At 40.8% G+C, this 17,734-nt stretch carries 18 protein-coding genes; 8 read left to right on the forward strand and 10 right to left on the reverse strand.

Features of this window, described 5'->3' with window-relative positions; genetic code table 11:
* Nucleotides 1-5: 5 nt before the first annotated feature.
* Nucleotides 6-518, reverse strand: a complete 513-nt coding sequence (locus I5349_RS05405) for an FKBP-type peptidyl-prolyl cis-trans isomerase (protein WP_226389722.1) — start codon at nt 516-518, stop codon at nt 6-8.
* 110 nt (nt 519-628) lie between these two features.
* Between I5349_RS05405 and I5349_RS05410 the strand changes: the two genes are divergently transcribed.
* From I5349_RS05410 to creD, 3 genes are all read left to right on the forward strand, one after another.
* A complete protein-coding gene (locus I5349_RS05410) occupies nt 629-1,249 on the forward strand; it encodes a hypothetical protein (RefSeq protein WP_226389723.1) in 621 nt (206 codons plus the stop codon).
* On the forward strand, nt 1,246-1,536 hold the full coding sequence (locus I5349_RS05415; protein ID WP_226389724.1) for a winged helix-turn-helix domain-containing protein: 291 nt from the start codon (nt 1,246-1,248) through the stop codon (nt 1,534-1,536). The genes I5349_RS05410 and I5349_RS05415 overlap by 4 nt, the downstream gene beginning before the upstream one ends.
* Nucleotides 1,537-1,597: 61 nt before the next feature.
* Entirely contained in the window at nt 1,598-2,935 is a 1,338-nt protein-coding gene (creD, locus tag I5349_RS05420) for a cell envelope integrity protein CreD (protein WP_226389725.1), read from the forward strand.
* Nucleotides 2,936-3,014: 79 nt separating this feature from the next.
* Here the strand turns inward: creD and I5349_RS05425 are convergent, their stop codons facing one another.
* Complete coding sequence (locus I5349_RS05425; protein WP_226389726.1) at nt 3,015-3,770, reverse strand: GLPGLI family protein; 756 nt, start codon at nt 3,768-3,770, stop codon at nt 3,015-3,017.
* 189 nt (nt 3,771-3,959) lie between these two features.
* On the opposite strand from I5349_RS05425, the gene I5349_RS05430 reads away from it, so the two are divergent.
* Nucleotides 3,960-5,606, forward strand: coding sequence for an AsmA family protein (locus I5349_RS05430; protein WP_226389727.1), 1,647 nt, complete (start codon nt 3,960-3,962; stop codon nt 5,604-5,606).
* 72 nt (nt 5,607-5,678) lie between these two features.
* Nucleotides 5,679-6,437, forward strand: coding sequence for a TerC family protein (locus I5349_RS05435; protein WP_226389728.1), 759 nt, complete (start codon nt 5,679-5,681; stop codon nt 6,435-6,437).
* Between the two features lie 32 nt (nt 6,438-6,469).
* Here the strand turns inward: I5349_RS05435 and I5349_RS05440 are convergent, their stop codons facing one another.
* Complete coding sequence (locus I5349_RS05440) at nt 6,470-7,210, reverse strand: hypothetical protein (protein WP_226389729.1); 741 nt, start codon at nt 7,208-7,210, stop codon at nt 6,470-6,472.
* A 368-nt stretch (nt 7,211-7,578) separates the two neighbouring features.
* Between I5349_RS05440 and I5349_RS05445 the strand changes: the two genes are divergently transcribed.
* The 3 genes from I5349_RS05445 (at nt 7,579) to I5349_RS05455 (ending at nt 9,178) form a co-directional block, all read left to right on the forward strand.
* Entirely contained in the window at nt 7,579-8,151 is a 573-nt protein-coding gene (locus I5349_RS05445; protein ID WP_226389730.1) for a VTT domain-containing protein, read from the forward strand.
* Nucleotides 8,148-8,474 carry a Rieske (2Fe-2S) protein gene (locus tag I5349_RS05450; RefSeq protein ID WP_226389731.1) on the forward strand — a complete coding sequence of 109 codons (327 nt, stop codon included), beginning with the start codon at nt 8,148-8,150 and terminating at the stop codon, nt 8,472-8,474. Before I5349_RS05445 ends, I5349_RS05450 begins: the two co-directional genes overlap by 4 nt.
* A gap of 65 nt (nt 8,475-8,539) precedes the next feature.
* On the forward strand, nt 8,540-9,178 hold the full coding sequence (locus tag I5349_RS05455; protein ID WP_226389732.1) for a DsbA family protein: 639 nt from the start codon (nt 8,540-8,542) through the stop codon (nt 9,176-9,178).
* Nucleotides 9,179-9,236: 58 nt separating this feature from the next.
* Here the strand turns inward: I5349_RS05455 and I5349_RS05460 are convergent, their stop codons facing one another.
* From I5349_RS05460 to I5349_RS05490, 7 genes are all read right to left on the reverse strand, one after another.
* The gene (locus I5349_RS05460) at nt 9,237-9,653 is read right to left on the reverse strand and encodes an organic hydroperoxide resistance protein (protein WP_226389733.1); all 417 of its coding nucleotides are present in this window, start codon (nt 9,651-9,653) and stop codon (nt 9,237-9,239) included.
* A 15-nt stretch (nt 9,654-9,668) separates the two neighbouring features.
* Nucleotides 9,669-10,106, reverse strand: coding sequence for a MarR family winged helix-turn-helix transcriptional regulator (locus I5349_RS05465; protein WP_226389734.1), 438 nt, complete (start codon nt 10,104-10,106; stop codon nt 9,669-9,671).
* 87 nt (nt 10,107-10,193) lie between these two features.
* Nucleotides 10,194-10,697: a fasciclin domain-containing protein gene (locus I5349_RS05470; protein ID WP_226389735.1), complete on the reverse strand. Its 504-nt coding sequence runs from the start codon at nt 10,695-10,697 to the stop codon at nt 10,194-10,196.
* Nucleotides 10,698-10,871: 174 nt separating this feature from the next.
* The gene (locus I5349_RS05475; RefSeq protein ID WP_226389736.1) at nt 10,872-12,131 is read right to left on the reverse strand and encodes a dipeptidase; all 1,260 of its coding nucleotides are present in this window, start codon (nt 12,129-12,131) and stop codon (nt 10,872-10,874) included.
* Between the two features lie 135 nt (nt 12,132-12,266).
* Nucleotides 12,267-14,072 carry an acyl-CoA dehydrogenase FadE gene (locus I5349_RS05480; RefSeq protein ID WP_226389737.1) on the reverse strand — a complete coding sequence of 602 codons (1,806 nt, stop codon included), beginning with the start codon at nt 14,070-14,072 and terminating at the stop codon, nt 12,267-12,269.
* Nucleotides 14,073-14,111: 39 nt separating this feature from the next.
* Complete coding sequence (locus tag I5349_RS05485) at nt 14,112-15,284, reverse strand: acetyl-CoA C-acyltransferase (RefSeq protein ID WP_226389738.1); 1,173 nt, start codon at nt 15,282-15,284, stop codon at nt 14,112-14,114.
* Nucleotides 15,285-15,318: 34 nt separating this feature from the next.
* Nucleotides 15,319-17,727 carry a 3-hydroxyacyl-CoA dehydrogenase/enoyl-CoA hydratase family protein gene (locus I5349_RS05490; protein ID WP_226389739.1) on the reverse strand — a complete coding sequence of 803 codons (2,409 nt, stop codon included), beginning with the start codon at nt 17,725-17,727 and terminating at the stop codon, nt 15,319-15,321.
* Between the last annotated feature and the right edge of the window lie 7 nt (nt 17,728-17,734).

Below are 17,734 nucleotides of genomic sequence, written 5' to 3' on the forward strand. Positions count from 1 at the left end.
ACTTTTTAGTGATGATGTCCACCTGGTCCATGAGCGTGACCATGCTCTATTTCCTCTTTCTCTGCCTCTCTGATATCTAATATTTCACCTTTGAAATATAGGTCTAATCCAGCAAGAGGGGAATTGAAATCCATGTGGATTCCTTTATAATCAATCTTGATGATTTCTCCGCGCATCATATTGCCTTTATCATCTTTCATCGGGATCACTTTACCTACTTTGAGGATATCCTTTTCTAGTTTACCATTTTCCTTGAAGCTAGATTTTGGTACGATCACGACTTTATCGTCATCATAGTCTCCATAGGCGTTTTCATAGTCTATAAAAAAATCAAATGTGTCTCCTGCTTGCTTTCCCTCTATATTTTTTTCAAAAGCTGCTACTACATTGTCCGCTCCAAAAAGGAAACTGAAAGGGGTGTCTTTTTCTACCTTTTCAAAAAATGTCTTACCGTTTTCTCCGTCATCTACGTGCAACTCATACACGAGTGTAATCACTTTATTTTTCTCTGCTTTCATGGCTATTTTAATTGACGCTGCAATTTATGACAAAATATTTTATTCTAACCCCGATTAAAATTTGGAAGTTCAAAAGCAATTGTATTACTTTGAATCACAAAGTACTTTTTATGAGCGAAAAAGAAAAATACCTACAAGACCTGAAGGAGATCAAAGACATGATGAGTCGATCTTCTAAGTTTATCTCACTAAGCGGACTATCGGGTATCAGTGCTGGAGTCATTGCATTGATCGGAGCTTTTCTAGCTTATCGATTTGTCTATACGGATCAGCTTTTTCTTGGCTATCGTAGCATTACTTTGACACAAGATAAAGCACTCATTTTGATAGGGCTTGCCTTAGCTGTCGTAACGCTAGCCCTTGCTTTTGGAGTTTATTTCACAGGAAAAGCCGCAAAACAAAAGCAACAAAGCCTCTGGAATGAGCAAAGCAAAAGGCTCTTGATCAACTTATTTATTCCACTCATTACAGGAGGTTTACTTTGTCTAATCTTGCTCTCCAAGGGATTTATCGGAATGGTCGCTCCACTGACATTGATATTTTATGGATTAGCACTGGTCAATGCGAGCAAATATACGCTCACGGATATTCGTAGTCTTGGACTGATCGAGATCGCATTAGGGCTAGTATCCATCTATTTCATTGGTTATGGACTGCTGTTTTGGGCGATAGGCTTTGGCGTGCTGCATATCATCTATGGTATCGTGATGAAAATCAAATACGGAGCGTGAAAGAGCTACTCAAACAGTTGGATAAAGCCTTTGAAAATAAGGTCAGGCTTGGTGTCATGTCTGCCCTGATGGTCAATGACCATCTGGACTTCAATGCACTCAAAGAGCTACTAGGTGTGACAGATGGTAACCTTGCTAGTCACCTGAAGTCGCTTGAGAAAAGTGAGTACATCACAGTAGAAAAAGACTTCATCGACCGAAAGCCTAATACCAAGTATAGCGCTTCTGAGCAAGGTAAAGAAGCTTTTAAAGCCCATATCAAAGCGATCGAAAAACTATTGGAATAAATCACTGAAAAAAATTTAGACAACAACTTTGAAATACAAAGTACTTTTAAACAATCAAACTATGCAAACAGAAAACACCTTAGAAAAAGTAGGCGACTGGATCAGGAATTCAGTCATGCTGAAGCTGATCACCATTTCGATCTTGATTTTATTGCTCCTCATACCATCTAGCATGGTGATGTCCGTGATCTCCGAGCGAGAGTATCTAAGTGGAGAAGCTACTACTGAAGTAAGTGCCAATTGGGCAAACGCACAAGCCATCAATGGCCCGATACTCACTGTTCCTATACGCTATGAGTATATCGAAAACGAAAAACTCATCCAAAACACGGAGTACTTTCATATCCTACCAAATGAGCTTGATATCCAAGGTACAGTCACACCCGAAACTTTGAAAAAAGGTATCTATGAAGTGGTCGTCTACAGATCTGCCCTTAATATCAAGGGAGACTTTTCGATAGCAGATGGCTATGATCGCACGCACTTGAAAGAAGTCCTCTGGGATCAAGCCTTCCTGACAATTGGGATCTCAGACCTGAGAGGTATCAAAGAAGAGATACTCTTCCAGTGGGATGATCAAAAAATCAAAGCGCTACCCGGATCTAAAATTCCTGATATCATCAAATCTGGCGTATCTATTCCACTAGCCAATGCACAGGACTTGGTGGAAAATGATAAGGCATTTGACTTTCAACTTACCCTTCATGGTAGTCAAAAGCTTTCCTTCACACCTGTAGGTGGGCTGACTACAGTATCTATAGATTCGGACTGGAGTGCTCCTGCTTTTAGTGGCAATTTTCTTCCACTTGATCGGTCTGTCTCTGATGCGGGCTTCTCTTCTACTTGGAAAGTCCTCCAACTCAACAGAAATTATCCACAGTCTTGGACAGGCAATCGCTATGCGGACCATTTGCAATCAGCACAGTTTGGAGTAGACCTCATCCTGCCACTGGGCGACTATCAAAAATCCATGCGCTCTGCCAAATATGCCATCATGACCATCGCCCTTACCTTTTTGATTTTCTTTTTGGTAGAAATCCTCAACAAGCGAAAAATACATCCTTTTCAATATACATTAGTTGGACTAGCGCTGTGTCTTTTCTATGTATTGCTAATATCCATCTCTGAGCATACCAATTTCAATATTGCCTATCTGATCTCTTCGGTATCAGTTATCGGTATGATTGGCTTATACTCTATGAGTGTATTTCATCACAGAAAACTCAGCCTTTTACTGACAGGGATTCTCAGCGGATTGTACGGCTTTGTCTTTGTGACTTTACAGCTCTCCAACTATGCTTTGCTTCTTGGTAGCGTAGGGCTACTACTGATCCTAGGCTTGACGATGTACTTTACTAGAAATGTCAACTGGTACCAGTTGCAGATCAAAACAGAGTAGATTCAAAATGAAAAACCCAAGCTAGAAAGTATATCTAGCTCGGGTTATTTTATGCTTCTTAAGGCTTGATCAGTATGTATCAATATATTTCCAAAAACTCCGTCTGAGGCCTGTTAATAGTCATTTTAACATTAGACCCTTTTGCTCTTAACTTGGCCATTTCTTGCTCGATGATCGACTCCATTTGATCATAGTAATGCTTTGCATAAGATTCATTGCTAGAGACAGTTTGTACACTTTTAAACTGAGGCACTTCTATTTTCAACTCATCATCCATTAAAGTGATTGACTGAACTTGATAGTGAAGTAAACCTGTTGATTCTTTGACTTCTAGTATCAGACCGGGTAAACCTCCAAATTTCCAAGGGCCATTTACAAAAGGAAGGTCAATACTAAACCACGCTTCATAATCTCTTCCTCTAAAATGAGTGAAAGCCTTTTGGACACGATAGCCAGCTACCTCGCTAGTCTCGTCTACAATCTCCCATTTCATGATATCTACTTGATCGATTATCTTGAAATAATGCCCCTTAAAGCCTGGCATATAGGAAGTCAAAAGATTTTTTGATGCATCCTTATACAAATATTTCTCTTTTGAACCTAGTGTCACATTCATATCCTCTGGCAAGCCAAATGGCCCTTTATTTTCAGGGTCTGCCATATTTGATGCTATAGCCTCAGCATAATAAAGTGACTCATGGCCATTAGTAATCAAATATTCCTTTGTTCTATCTTCATCCGTCAAGTCTACATAAGTTGCCTTGACAGACTGCGCTTGAATGTTGCCTAGCCCTAAAACAAGGGTAGTCGCTATCGATGTAATGATTAGTTTCATAAAGTCTATGTTTTGTTTAAATAGATTTTAAAGATTACAATATAGTCTTTTTCTTATTTTTTAAAAAACATTTATAAAAATCGACAATTAAACATAATGATTTTTGTTCGTTTAGTTAAACTTAAGTGGCTAGATTCCTTTATGATGCTCAATTCTTCGTATATTGAATAGCCCAATTTTTTGAAAGCTATGAAGTTTAAAAAAGCGTTAATCATCATTTTTTCTCTTATTGTTGGTCTCCTTTTGGCTAGCTACATATTTGTTGCCTTTTACTTAGAGACATTGGTGATCGCTCGTTTAGAAAAAGAAGTTGAGGCGACTTTTGGAAATTACTATAACTTGGAGTTTTCTGAAATCTCTACAGCTCCAAGCCTGCGGTCGATCAGCATCACCTTTGAGGAGCCCGTTTTGAGAAGTGATACCACACAGACTGCTGGACTGCTGCGTTACCCTCCGATCTTTTTCAAAGCCTCTAGCCTTTCAATCAACCGTATCCGCGTACTAGACGTCTTTTTTGGTTCTTCACTCGGGATAGGCGAGATCCACTTGACTGATCCAGAGCTAGTGCTCTTTGTCAACCAACCCACCACAGAGCAGCCATCGGAGGAAAATAAAGCGGCTGATCTAATTCAATACATCGATATCAATAAACTAACTATTGAAAAAGGCTCCCTGCAGCTCTATGATTTTACCAAACCTGCTGATACGCTCTATTTTGGAAATGATATCCTCATAATGCTTACAGATATCCATATCCCTACACAGTCACCCGTGAGCCTATATAAGGCTTCTACAATCGGAAATATCAGTTTTAATATGCAGTCAGTACGGTTCAACCCAAGTAATATTCCCTACTCATTCGCTGTAGACAGTATCAGTATAGATAGACAAGCAGATATATTTGAAACTCATGGAATAGACTTACTACCCGCTAAAAGCAGGCTAAGACTTAGTAGAGAACAGCGCTATCAGAAGACTTTCGCTGATGTACATCTTGACATGCTTAAAATAGTAGGCCTAGACTATGAAGCACTCCAAGAAGACATACTCAGTATAGAGGAGATCCAAATCAAAGGAGGACTTATCGACCTTTTTAGAAATAGACAAAAGGATCTCAATACAGGATTAGATAAAAAAACCATTCAAGAGGGGCTGAGGAGTATTCCTTTGCAGTTGGATATTCATCGAGTTAGGTTTGAAGACATTGACCTAAAAGTCGCACTACTCAATCCTGCATTCGAAGAACCTGCGGTAATTAACTTAAGCAAAGGAAAAGGTACTTGGAAAAATATCAATACTAAATCTGATACTGCCGTCATCATGCATGTATCACTAGATGCCATAGTGATGAAATCCGGTAAACTAAAATTTGAAGTGGATCTACCAGTACTTGAAAATACTAATAGCTACAGAGGCATCATCACAGATATGCCTTTTGAAGAGTGGAATCAAGTAATCAATCATTTTAGTAGCGTAGAAATAGAAGCTGGAGAGATACAAGAGATAAAGTTTGCTGGAGTAGCTAATGCCAAACAGACATCAGGAGAGATGACTTTTCGCTATACAGGTCTCAAAGCTGGCTACTATCAGTCTTCTGAAAAAATCGATCGTAGAAAGTCTAGAATCATCAGCTTTATAGGAAACCTACTCATCAAAAATGATAATCCAAAAAAAGCTGGCGAAACGCCTGTCTCTGTAAAATACACTTTTGAAAGAGCCGACTATCAAGGACCTACTATGCTATGGATAGGTGGTTTACTTAGAGGGATAGAGTTGACCATATTAGGTGAAAAAATCGTAGCCGAGATTGATAAGAGACGTGCAAACAAGCCCTAAAAAAAATTAAATTTTCCCACTATTCTTCTGGCAGTTGCTTAAATTTCGAATTGATTTAAAACCAAAATCGTCATGGAAATCTTTCTTCAATCAGAAACTTGGATTGCCCTTATCACGCTGACTTTTCTAGAGATTGTACTAGGTGTGGACAATATCATCTTCATCTCTATCGTCTCTAACAAACTGCCAGAACATCAGCAAGCCAAAGCGCGAAATATTGGATTGCTCTTTGCCCTTATTTTCAGGATAATGCTCCTTCTAGGTATCTCATATATCATCAAATTCACCCAACCACTTTTGACCATCTGGGATTTTGAAATGAGCGGTAGAGACATCATCCTAGCACTTGGTGGTCTTTTCCTTTTGTTCAAATCGACAGTGGAGATTCACCACAAGATGGAAGGGATAGCCGAAGAGGTCAAACCAAACAGTGCCAAGACGATCGGTAGTGTCATCTTCCAGATCATCCTTTTGGACATCATATTCTCCTTTGACAGTATCTTGACGGCTGTGGGTTTGGTCAAAGAGGTTTTGATCATGATCATCGCAGTGGTGATCGCCCTTATCATCATGATGATCTTTGCTGGAAAAATAAGTCGATTTATCAATAAACACCCTACGCTTCAGATCCTAGCATTGAGCTTTTTGATTCTGATTGGATTTATGCTTTTGGTAGAAGGCTTCCACGTAGAAGTGCCTAAAGGCTACATATACTTTGCGGTGTTCTTCTCACTGACCGTAGAAGTGATCAATATGCGCATGCGTAAAAAACAAAGCAATCAAGAAAATAAAGTAGAGCTAAATCCTCGCATCAAAGAAGCAGATGAATAAAGAAAGGCGAGCAATGCTCGCCTTTTTACTTGTTACTTATTTGGCTTATATGCTTTCCAATAGTTAGACCAGATCTCATAGATCGGACTTCCCGTAGAGCTATTGCCGCTGTGGTGCCACTCTCCATCCTTCACTTCATAGTTAAATCCTAGCGAAGCGCCCACTCGCTTATCATCTCTCGAGAAAAACAAGATATTCTCTGTGTAATTGCCATCATTGGCTGAGTAAGTTCCGCCACCTGAGCCGGAGAATTGCTTGGTTTCAGAGTTAAAAGCTATCCATTGAAATCGGCCACCAGAAAGTATTTTCACAGTTCGCCTAGCACCTGGAGTAGAACGCCTGACTTCTCCACCTTCTCCCCCAGCTCTTCCTGTGAAAACCCATAGTCCTGTAAGGTCGTCTGCATTCTCTGCAAGTTTCTCCCAAGTCTGACTTTTGCCTTGAGAAGTGATCGTCATCCGATTGCCGTTCATAGAAGATTGATAGACCTGCATCGTGCCAACCTTATCTGGTGAGGCTGTATGAAAATCATACTGCTCAAGGTAGCTATTTTCTTTGACCTCAAGCGGCCCTCCAAAAGTATGGATAAATTCTCCAGCAGGAAGTTTCCGTGCAGCTACAGCGTAGTAACCTTCTTGGATGATTTTGATATGCTCTTCGTCAGATACTGTTTGTCCATTTTCTGCTACTAGTTTCCAAGCACCATCTAACTGCTGTGCGGAGAGCTGCATACTTGCTATCGCAAGAATTAAAGTCATTATGCTCTTGATCATGGGTCTATTTGTTTGGTTATCAAGGTGAATTTATCTAGAAAAGAACAAATTCTAAAATTATCCACATTTTATTCGTTTTCAGCATCTTGTAATGATTCCCATTTTTTTTCAAATGAAGACAAAATTAAACCATTATGACTATTAATTCAAAAGCAGCTGTGTAAGTTAGTATTTAATGAATTAACAGAATAATATTCTATTAATAGACTTAAAAACAAGTTGAATCTGGAAGGGCTTTTCTAACCTGTTCTTTTACAGCAATTTGCAAAATGTGGATAACTATCGTGGATAACTTTAAAAAATTCGCTTTTTTCGTTTTATAGCTTGATATTCTGTAACTTCAAGATTGTCTATAATCCTACTATGCCTTGACAAGACTAGAGAAAAGAGCATTTATCAAAAAGCAGGTCATCAGAGGCTTGATCCTCTTGGCTTTGATCATTTTGAGTTTTCTTTTGGCTAAAAAGAATCTCCAAGCCGAGCAGATCGGTTGGCTCGAACCGCTGTATAATAAGCCTGGATTAGTCTTCTTTCTTTTTTCACTTTCTGAGATGCTATCAGGGATCATCCCTCCTGAGCTTTTCATGATCTGGGGATTACAAGCCAGTGTGAACATAGGCTATTGGTACATCATTGCGATACTAAGTGTCATCTCTTATGTAGCTTCTTTCATAGACTTCAGCATAGGCAAGTATCTCCAGCACACTAGATACTATCGCTATGTGCGTAAGCGGTACCTACAGAAGTACGAGCAGCAACTAGAAGACTTCGGTGGAGCGTTGATCATCATTGCGGCATTGACTCCATTGCCATTTGCCGCTATAGCGATGCTCATAGGTGCCGGAGGATATCCCACTCGTCAGTATCTTCTCTATAGCCTTTCTAGAATCGTACGGTTCTTTATCTATGGATGGATACTAGGTCAGATCAACTATCTATGAAGACATATACCATTTATCAGTCTCAGCAAGATGTGCTAGAAAAAATCTCAGATGGACAAGTCATCACTGTACAGCTGGGTGAGATGAAGGTGTATGTCAAAAGAGTTGGGCTTTCATTTTTTGCTTTTGAAAGGTACTGCCCACACAGTGGTGCCGACTTAAAAAAGGCTCACATCCATGAAGGACGAGAGCTCACTTGCCCGATGCATGGCTACTGCTATGATATGGTCAATGGACGAGAAGTAAGAGGCCGAAGCCGATCACTCAAAGTCTTTGGAGCGATACTCAGTGAAAATGGTTTGGAGATTTTTGGTAGTTATTAGACTTTTTCTCCCTCCCTTGAGAATCCATTCTTCCTTTTTTGTGTTTATCCATAAAATCAAAAAGCATGCAAGGAAAACTAATCTATGTATATGATGCGCTGTGTGGCTGGTGCTATGGCTTCAGCCCTGTGATGCAGCAACTTGAAGAAAAATATATGAACCAATTAGCTGTAGAAGTTCTATCAGGCGGTATGGTCTTAGGAGATCGTATCGGTCCAGCTAGTGCGATGGGCGAATATATCGGTCAGGCATACAAACGTGTGGAAGAAATGACGGGTGTCACCTTTGGTCATGACTACCTCCACGGCCTACTGCAAGATGACTATGCCATATTTAGCTCCGAAAAACCTGGTTATGCCTTGACAGCTTTCAAAAAGCGTCAACCAGAAGAAGCCCTAAGTTTCGCTCATGAGCTACAGCTGGCGATTCATCAAGATGGCAAAGGTCCAGACATGGATGAGACTTTTGAGTATATGGCGGATGTTTTCGAGATAGATCCAGACGACTTTTTAGCAGAGATGAATAGTCCAGCAAATAAAAGACAAACACAAGAAGAGTATGATTTAGTGAAGCGCTATGGCATACAGGGTTTCCCTGCTTTGATCATGGAGTATGATCAACAGCTCTATCTGATAGCTAGAGGTTATGCCCCTTTTGAACAGGTGGATGGCATCATCCAAAAAATCTTGAGTGGTAAGGCCTAAAAGCAAAAGCCTGATGAAATAATTTCATCAGGCTTTTTTATATGATGCTTATGCTTGATTAAATAGCTTTTGCAGTCACCTCTATATTTCCTCTTGTTGCCTTTGAGTATGGACAAGCTTGGTGTGCTGCATCTACGAGCTGCTGTGCCTCTGATTTGTCCATGCCAGGGATTTTAACTTCAATCGCAGCAGCTAGACCAAAACCTCCTTTATCAGACTTGCCAATGCTCGCCTTTACAGTGATTTCTGCATTGCTGACATCTTTGCCTTTAGCTACGGAAGCTAGCGCTCCACCGAAGCATGCTGCATATCCCGCTGCAAAGAGTTGCTCTGGGTTCGTATGCTTACCTGCACCTCCGATTTCTTTTGGCATATCTACTGGAAAATCCAGTTTTCCGTCATCCGTTTTCACTGATCCGTTTCTGCCACCTTTACCTGTAGCTACTGCTGTGTAATCAATTGTTATTTTTTCCATGATTAGTTTATGTATTTAATTTAAAAGATTGATTAAATCGTTGAGTTGATTCTTTAATGCTCGCATATTATTTGGCTGCATGTCTTGGAGTAAACAAATCATATCTGCTGAGATTTGTTTGCCTGCTTCCTCGAGAGATTTTCCTTTGGCTGTCAAGCTGATGATTACCTTACGTTCGTCTGAGGTGTCTCTTTCTCTAGTCACCAAGTTGGCTGCTTGCATTCTCTTCAAAAGTGGTGTGAGCGTACCAGAGTCTAAATAAAGCATGTGTCCAATTTCGGAGACGAGCTGACCATCTTTTTCCCATAGGAGCATCAACACCAAATACTGTGGATAAGTAAGTCCCAACTTATCCAAAGGCTCTCTGTAAGCTTGAATGATCTTGCGAGAAGCTGCATAGAGCGGAAAGCATATTTGATTACTCAGACGATGTATTGGCTTGGAATCCTCCATATCGATAGTAAACGATTATATTGTGCAAAATATTTTAGCACTAAAAAAAAACCATCACTAGGATGGTTTTTTATCAAAATCTACTAATTACCACTTCTTTGGAGGCATGATCACACTATCTATCACGTGTACTACACCATTGGTAGCTTCGATATCAGCTGCCGATACATTTGCATCGTTGATCATTACTTTTCCATTCATGATTTTCACAGTGATTTCACTTCCTTCTACTGTCTTAGCTTTTTGACCGTTAGAAAGATCAGAAGACATCACTTTACCTGGTACTACGTGGTACTTCAAGATAGCGACCAACTGTGCTTTATTTTCTGGCTTCAAAAGACTCTCTAGCGTTCCAGCTGGAAGCTTAGCGAAAGCATCATTAGTAGGAGCAAAAACTGTGAAAGGACCATCACCTTTCAATACGTCCACTAGATCACCTGCTTTAACAGCAGCTACCAAAGTAGAAAGGAAGTCAGTAGATACAGCTGTGTCTACAATATCCTTGTCTGCTTTTTTCTTTACATCATCATTCGCAAATACAAACGTAGACGCGAAAATTACTAATAGGAATAATGCACTTAACTTTTTCATAATTTTACTGGTTTGGTTTAACATAAAATCAAAACAGCTTGTAAGTGTTAGTGTTTATCAAGAAAATGGCCATTTGACAAAAGGAATATATCAGGGATAGTCGGAAAAAATAAAAGCTCGGATAGTAGCCCGAGCCTTTATGACTTAATAAACCAAACCATTTATTCAACTATATTAATCATTAGTTGCGAATTTTTCAACTGCTCGCCATACTCTAAAGACATTTCCTGAACATATTTTTTCAATATCGTCTTTAGAATACCCTCTTTTGAGTAATTCAGCGATCAGGTTAGGATACATCGAGACGTCCTTAAGACCGGTAGGAAGTGAGTCTCCCACCCCGTCAAAGTCAGAGCCCAAGCCCACGTGATTGATACCTACCAATGACACAACATGATCTATGTGATCCGCTACCACAGTCACACTTGGAAAAGGATCATTGTCCATCATGTATTGATTGATATAAGCTTGAGCAGCAATATCAGATCTGCTCAAATTATTTTCTGCTAGCCAGTTTACTATATGCTCACGTACTTTTGATGTTCTTTCTCTATAATTACCATCGATGAAGTTTCCTCCAAAGTTGATCATGATGACTCCATCATTTTTAGCAAGTGCTTTGATCATATCATCGTCCATATTTCTCTCAAAACCCGGTGTAAACTTACGGGCAGACGAGTGAGAAGCTATCACGGGCGTCTCCGTGATCTCCATCACATCCCAAAATGCCTGATCAGAAATATGTGATACATCTACCATGATCCCTACTCGGTTCATTTCTTTGACTACTTCTTTTCCATATTCACTTAGACCGCCATGAGTTCTCGTGGTATCATAAGAAGAATCACTAATTAGATTATCCTTGCTATGAGTTAGTGTGATATAGCGAATACCTCTTTCGTGAAAATAGGCTACGTTATTGATATCGTCTTCTAGTGGAGCGCCATTTTCCATTCCCATAGGTAGGGATATTTTACCTTCAGCATGATGCTTTTGGATATCGTCTGGCGAGTATGCCATCGCAAATTTATCTGGCCAAGTATTCGCTACTCGCTCTGTCATCTTGATCAGTGAATCTGCAAAATCTTTCGCCCCTCCTCTTTCTTGATAGCCTGCTGGGATATAGATAGACATAAATGGCGCATCCAGCCCGCCTTCTTTGGAGCGAGGATAATCGAAATTACCACCATCTGTTCTGACTGACACATCGAGAGCTTCTCTTTGCAAAGTGAATCCTCCAACTTTCATTCGATAGGGTAAATCCACATGGCCATCTACCATGATAAATTCTTGTGCCATCTCTTTGGCAGCCTCTAAACGTGCCTCAGGATTAAGCTCTGTATAATCGACTGTCTCTTCACTTGCCTCTGGCGAACAACTTGCCATTAAAGACAATAAGAGGAGTGAAAATCCTCTGTAAAACTCTTTTTTCATGTGTAATAGGTTGATTGACATCGTAATATAAAAAAGAATCTATCGTATCAGCATAGATATTTATGTGAACGGCTAAAGAAAACAAAAAGACCCTACATCTCTGCAGGGTCTCTTGAGTTTGGTTTGATCAAGTATTTACCAAGGGAATTTCGAATGACCATTGTCAATCAAGTAATCAGCGATCATTCTTCTAAGCTCTTTGGTATTGACCAAGTCCATCTTAGTATATCGCTTCAGACCCATAAGCATTACTTTCTGCTCATCTCCTTTAGTAAAAGATCCAATAGCTTCTTTGGCAGCTTTGTTGATTTTCTCCACTGCTTCAGTGAGGTAAACTTGTGTCATCGCAATGTGTACTTTACACGCTTCTTCCCCTCTTTGAGAGATCAATTTCTCCGTTCTGAGAATAGCTGATTCTGCTGCATAGATTTCGATCATCACATCAGCCAGGTTAAGCATGATTTCCTGCTCATCATTGATTTTATCAGCAAGCGTCATAGCAGCCTTGCCGCCAACCATAAGGAACACTTTCTTCAAGTTTTTGATCACTTCTTTCTCTGCTGCAAATGGCACCGAAGTATCTACGCTTGCAAAAGATGGCACAGAAGTAAGTTCTTTAGAAACTGCCATCCCTGGAGTCATGATATCTAGTTCGCCCTTCATGGCTTTTCTCAATAGCATCCCTACCATGAGCATACGGTTGATTTCATTAGTACCTTCGTAGATACGAGCTATACGAGCATCTCTGTAAGCACGCTCCATAGGAGCATCTGCTGAGAATCCCATACCACCATATACTTGCACCCCTTCATCTACGATATAGTCGAGCACTTCTGATCCGTGTACTTTGGCTATGGCACATTCGATGGCAAACTGCTCCACTCCTTTAAGTTTCGCTTGTGCCTCATCCATGCCTTCAGCTATGAGTGCATTGATCTTATCTTCTACATCTTGACCTGATCTGTAGCAAAGCGACTCAGTAGCATAAGTCTGTATCGCCATTTCTGCTAATTTGTGCTTGATCGCACCGAAGCTAGCGATCGATACACCGAACTGCTTACGGTCCTTAGCATAAGTAATGGCATGATTAATCACCGTTCTAACACCCCCCAGTACACCAGCACCAAGTTTAATACGACCAATATTGAGGATATTTACAGCTATTTTAAACCCATTTTCTCTATCAGATAGCATGTTCTCTACTGGCACTTTACAGTCATTGAAGAAAACTTGACGCGTAGAAGATCCTTTGATCCCCATCTTCTTTTCTTCTTCATTCATAGTGATGCCACCAAAAGCCTTCTCTACGATGAAGGCTGTCAAGTTTTTATCATCACCAATCTTAGCAAAGACGATGAAAAGATCTGCAAATCCCGCATTAGAGATCCACATTTTTTGACCATTGATGATGTAGTGTTTACCATCTTCTGAAAGTACCGCTTTGGTTTTACCTGAGTTGGCATCCGAACCTGCATCTGGTTCTGTCAAACAGTAGCACGCAGCCCACTCACCTGTAGCCAGTTTAGGAAGGTACTTTTTCTTTTGTTCTTCATTACCATAATAGAGTATTGGCAAAGTACCGATACCCGTATGCGCTCCATAGGTAGTAGAAAAAGAACCAGCAGCACCTACTATATCAGCAATCAACATCGAGGTGTTGAAGCTCATGCCCAGACCACCATAGCTTTCAGGTACTGAGATCCCTAAGAGTCCAAGTTCTCCAGCTTTTTTGAAAATACTTGGCACGAGATCCGGCTCCTTCATACCATCTATGCGATCTGCATTTGGAAAAATCTCAGTTTCCACAAAGTCCTGACAAGCTTGAGCCATCATGCGCTGCTCTTCATTAAACTCCTCAGGGATAAAAACTTCCTGAGCGGCTGTTTCTCTGATGAGGTATTCCCCTCCTTTTATTGCATTATTTTTTACTTGCGTTTCCATGTTATTGATTGATAAAAGACAATTAGATTTTGATTTACATTATAATAGCTCGTAAATACCAGCTACTCCTTGACCGCCTCCTACACATGCGGTGACCATTCCATATTTACTATTTCTACGCTTCATTTCATTGAAAAGCTGTACGCTTAGCTTAGCTCCAGAGCATCCTAGTGGATGACCTAGTGCGATCGCCCCACCGTTGACATTGAGCTTAGATCTGTCTAAATCTAGTTCTTTGATCACAGCTAGAGACTGAGCAGCAAAGGCTTCATTTAGTTCGATCAAGTCTATATCTGACTGCTTCAAGCCAGCTTGCTTGAGCGCTTTCGGGACAGCCGCTACTGGACCGATCCCCATGATACGTGGATCTACACCTGCCGCAGTGTAAGTCACCATGCGTGCGATCGGCTTCAAGCCAAGCTCATTGACAAGCCTTTCAGACATGACCATGACAAAGGCTGCTCCATCAGAAGTTTGTGATGAGTTACCTGCTGTTACCTGACCATTATTTCTAAAGGCAGGCTTTAGCTTAGCCAATGTCTCTACATTCGTGTCTGCTCTAGGCCCTTCATCCGTGTCGACTACGAAAGAGCGTTCTTTTTTCTGACCTTTAGCATCTATGTATGTTTCCGTGACATTCACTGGTACAATCTCATCTTTGAATTTCCCTTCTTCGATCGCTTTGATAGCTTTCATATGCGATTGATAGCTAAACTCATCAGACTCTTCTCTGGTGATTTTAAAATCTTTAGCGACTTCTTCTGCTGTCAGTCCCATCCCGATATAGTATGATGGGTTTTCTGTGGCTATTTTATAATTGAGCGCAGTCTTGTATCCCATCATAGGCACCATAGACATAGACTCTGTGCCTCCTGCTATGATACAATCTGCTGTGCCTGCGTGGATTCTCGCTGAAGCCAGTGCAATAGCTTCTAGTCCAGAGCCACAGTATCTGTTGACAATCATACCCGGCACTTCTATTGGCAATGCGAGAAGAGAAATCATCCTGCCCATTTGCATACCTTGCTCTGCTTCTGGCACTGCATTTCCTACGATTAGATCATCTATTCTTTTTGGATCTAAGCTTGGTACTTGACCGACTAGGTGTTTGATCACGTCTGCAGCCAAATCGTCTGGTCGGTAAAATCTAAATCCTCCCTTTTTTGATTTGCCGACTGCTGATCTATATCCTGCTACTATATATGCGTTCATTGTTTTAATTTTTAGTTTGGAAAATAGTCCTCAATTAGTTTCTAAGCGGTTTGCCCTTAAACAAAATGCTGTGAATTCTCTCCAGTGTCTTAGGTTCACCTGTCAAACTTAGAAAGGCTTCACGCTCTAAGTCGAGTAAGTATTGCTCACTGACCATCGTTGGTGCAGATAGATCACCACCACTCATGACATAGGCTGCCTTACGTGCGATCTTCGCATCATGCTCTGATACGTAGTGTCCAAAGGTCATCCCAGTGATACCTGCTGTGAACAGTGCTAGTGATCCTTTTCCTTGAACTTTGATGTCAGTTCGCTGCTTAGGTTGCGTATATCCAGCCTCATGTAATGCCAATACTTTCGCTTTTGCAGCTGCTAATACATGGGATCTGTTTAGTACGATTTCATCTGTTGCTCTGAGGTAGTTGAGTCCTTTCGCTTCGTGAGCTGAAGTAGAGACTTTCGCCATAGCGATATTCATAAAGGCTTCCTGTAGGATATTGTATTCTACATCGTTTGGACGGATCATGTCACTCGCTCTAAGTGTCATCTCTTTGGTACCACCACCCGCTGGTATCAATCCTACACCAAACTCGACTAGACCCATGTACAATTCTGAGTGAGCTACGATAGCATCCGAATGCAGTGACAACTCACATCCGCCTCCAAGTGCCATACCTGCTGGTGCTACTACGACAGGTACTGATGAATATCTAGCACGCATCATGGTATTTTGGAACTGTGCAATCATCATGTTGATCTCATCATATTCCTGATCACCTGCATACATGAAGAGCATCGCTAGGTTAGCACCAGCTGAGAAGTTAGCTGCTTCATTTCCGATGACGAGACCTTTGTAGTTTTTCTCCGCCATACCGATAGCCGTATTGATACCTTCGATCACTTCGGCTCCGATTGAGTTCATCTTTGTGTGGAACTCTAGTCCAAGCACTTCATCTCCTAAGTCATACACTGTTGCACCTGCATTGCCCCAAACTTTCTTGTTGCCTGCAGCCTTGAGATTACTAAGCACGATGAGTCCTTCAGTCCCAGGGATGACTTTGTAGCTTCCACTAGGGATGTCATAGTATTTTTTGACACCATCTTCTACTTTATAAAATGACTCCTTGCCTTTGCTCAGCATGTCATAGACCCACTGCGCTGGTTTTTCGCCAGCGGCTTCCATCTTCGCAACAGTATCTTTGACTCCAAGCAAATCCCAGTTTTCAAATGGACCAAATTCCCAACCAAAACCTGCAGCCACTGCTTGATCTATTCTATAAAGCTCGTCTGAAATCTCAGGGATTCTAAATGAACAATATCTAAATAAATCATAGAATGTCGCTCTGTAAAACTCACCAGCTTTGTCATCGAAATTGACCAAGAAAGGAATTCTCTTTCTTAAATCTTCTATCTCCTTAGATGCTTCTAAAGCTTTGAAGCTTGGCTTCTCTACATCTTTGTATTCAAAAGTTTTGAGGTCTAGTTCTTTTAGTTCTTTTCTGCCATCGTCATGACGGATCATTTTGAAATAACCTTGACCAGTCTTATCTCCCCACCACTTACGCTCATGGAGTTCTGATACTATCTTTGGTAGTTTGAACTTGTCCTTAGATTCATCGTCTTTGAGAATAGCGTGCAGGTTATTAGAAACATTGACTGTAGTATCAAGTCCTACCACGTCCATGGTACGGAAAGTAGCAGACTTTGCTCTTCCAATGACTGTACCTGTCAGTTTATCCACCTCTGAGACACTCAGTCCCATCTTTTCGATCGTGTGCATACCCGACATGATCGCATATACACCTATTCTATTGGCGATAAAAGCAGGAGTATCTTTACACAAAACGGTCTCTTTACCTAGATTCAATGAGCCATAATGCATCAGAAAATCTACCACATCCTGATCTGTATCAGGACTTGGGATGATTTCGAGAAGTTTTAAATATCTCGGAGGGTTAAAGAAGTGTGTTCCGCAGAAATTTTTCTTGAAGTCCTCACTTCTGCCCTGTGTCATCAGGTGCATCGGGATACCAGATGTATTGGATGTGATGAGTGTACCTGGCTTTCTATATTTTTCTACTTTTTCAAAAAGTGACTGCTTGATCTCAAGCTTTTCTACGACTACTTCGATCACCCAATCACACTCCTTAATTTTTGCTAGATCATCATCAAAATTGCCCGTAGTGATATAGTCTGCAAACTTGGTATCGTAAATCGGGGAAGGCTTAGACTTGAGTGCAAAACTCAAAGCATCATTGACTATGCGGTTTCTCACGATCGGAGATTCGATGGTAAGTCCCTTTGCTTTTTCTGCTTCGTTTGGCTCCTTTGGTACGATATCCAATAGCAACACCTCTACGCCAGTGTGCGCAAAGTGACAGGCTATTCTAGATCCCATTACTCCTGAACCCAATACGGCAACTTTTTTAATCGCTCTTTTCATTCGTCAA

This window comes from Penaeicola halotolerans, assembly GCF_016464625.1.
Taxonomy (GTDB): domain Bacteria; phylum Bacteroidota; class Bacteroidia; order Cytophagales; family Cyclobacteriaceae; genus Penaeicola; species Penaeicola halotolerans.

Excerpts from the sequence above, each read along its gene's own strand:
- I5349_RS05480 (WP_226389737.1), bottom strand. The coding sequence starts at position 14,072 with ATGGAAACGCAAGTAAAAAATAATGCAATAAAAGGAGGGGAATACCTC.
- I5349_RS05455 (WP_226389732.1), top strand. The coding sequence starts at position 8,540 with ATGCAAGGAAAACTAATCTATGTATATGATGCGCTGTGTGGCTGGTGC.
- I5349_RS05435 (WP_226389728.1), top strand. The coding sequence starts at position 5,679 with ATGGAAATCTTTCTTCAATCAGAAACTTGGATTGCCCTTATCACGCTG.
- I5349_RS05405 (WP_226389722.1), bottom strand. The coding sequence starts at position 518 with ATGAAAGCAGAGAAAAATAAAGTGATTACACTCGTGTATGAGTTGCAC.
- I5349_RS05410 (WP_226389723.1), top strand. The coding sequence starts at position 629 with ATGAGCGAAAAAGAAAAATACCTACAAGACCTGAAGGAGATCAAAGAC.
- I5349_RS05430 (WP_226389727.1), top strand. The coding sequence starts at position 3,960 with ATGAAGTTTAAAAAAGCGTTAATCATCATTTTTTCTCTTATTGTTGGT.
- I5349_RS05470 (WP_226389735.1), bottom strand. The coding sequence starts at position 10,697 with ATGAAAAAGTTAAGTGCATTATTCCTATTAGTAATTTTCGCGTCTACG.
- I5349_RS05485 (WP_226389738.1), bottom strand. The coding sequence starts at position 15,284 with ATGAACGCATATATAGTAGCAGGATATAGATCAGCAGTCGGCAAATCA.
- I5349_RS05475 (WP_226389736.1), bottom strand. The coding sequence starts at position 12,131 with ATGAAAAAAGAGTTTTACAGAGGATTTTCACTCCTCTTATTGTCTTTA.
- I5349_RS05450 (WP_226389731.1), top strand. The coding sequence starts at position 8,148 with ATGAAGACATATACCATTTATCAGTCTCAGCAAGATGTGCTAGAAAAA.
- I5349_RS05465 (WP_226389734.1), bottom strand. The coding sequence starts at position 10,106 with ATGGAGGATTCCAAGCCAATACATCGTCTGAGTAATCAAATATGCTTT.
- creD (WP_226389725.1), top strand. The coding sequence starts at position 1,598 with ATGCAAACAGAAAACACCTTAGAAAAAGTAGGCGACTGGATCAGGAAT.
- I5349_RS05490 (WP_226389739.1), bottom strand. The coding sequence starts at position 17,727 with ATGAAAAGAGCGATTAAAAAAGTTGCCGTATTGGGTTCAGGAGTAATG.
- I5349_RS05460 (WP_226389733.1), bottom strand. The coding sequence starts at position 9,653 with ATGGAAAAAATAACAATTGATTACACAGCAGTAGCTACAGGTAAAGGT.
- I5349_RS05440 (WP_226389729.1), bottom strand. The coding sequence starts at position 7,210 with ATGATCAAGAGCATAATGACTTTAATTCTTGCGATAGCAAGTATGCAG.
- I5349_RS05425 (WP_226389726.1), bottom strand. The coding sequence starts at position 3,770 with ATGAAACTAATCATTACATCGATAGCGACTACCCTTGTTTTAGGGCTA.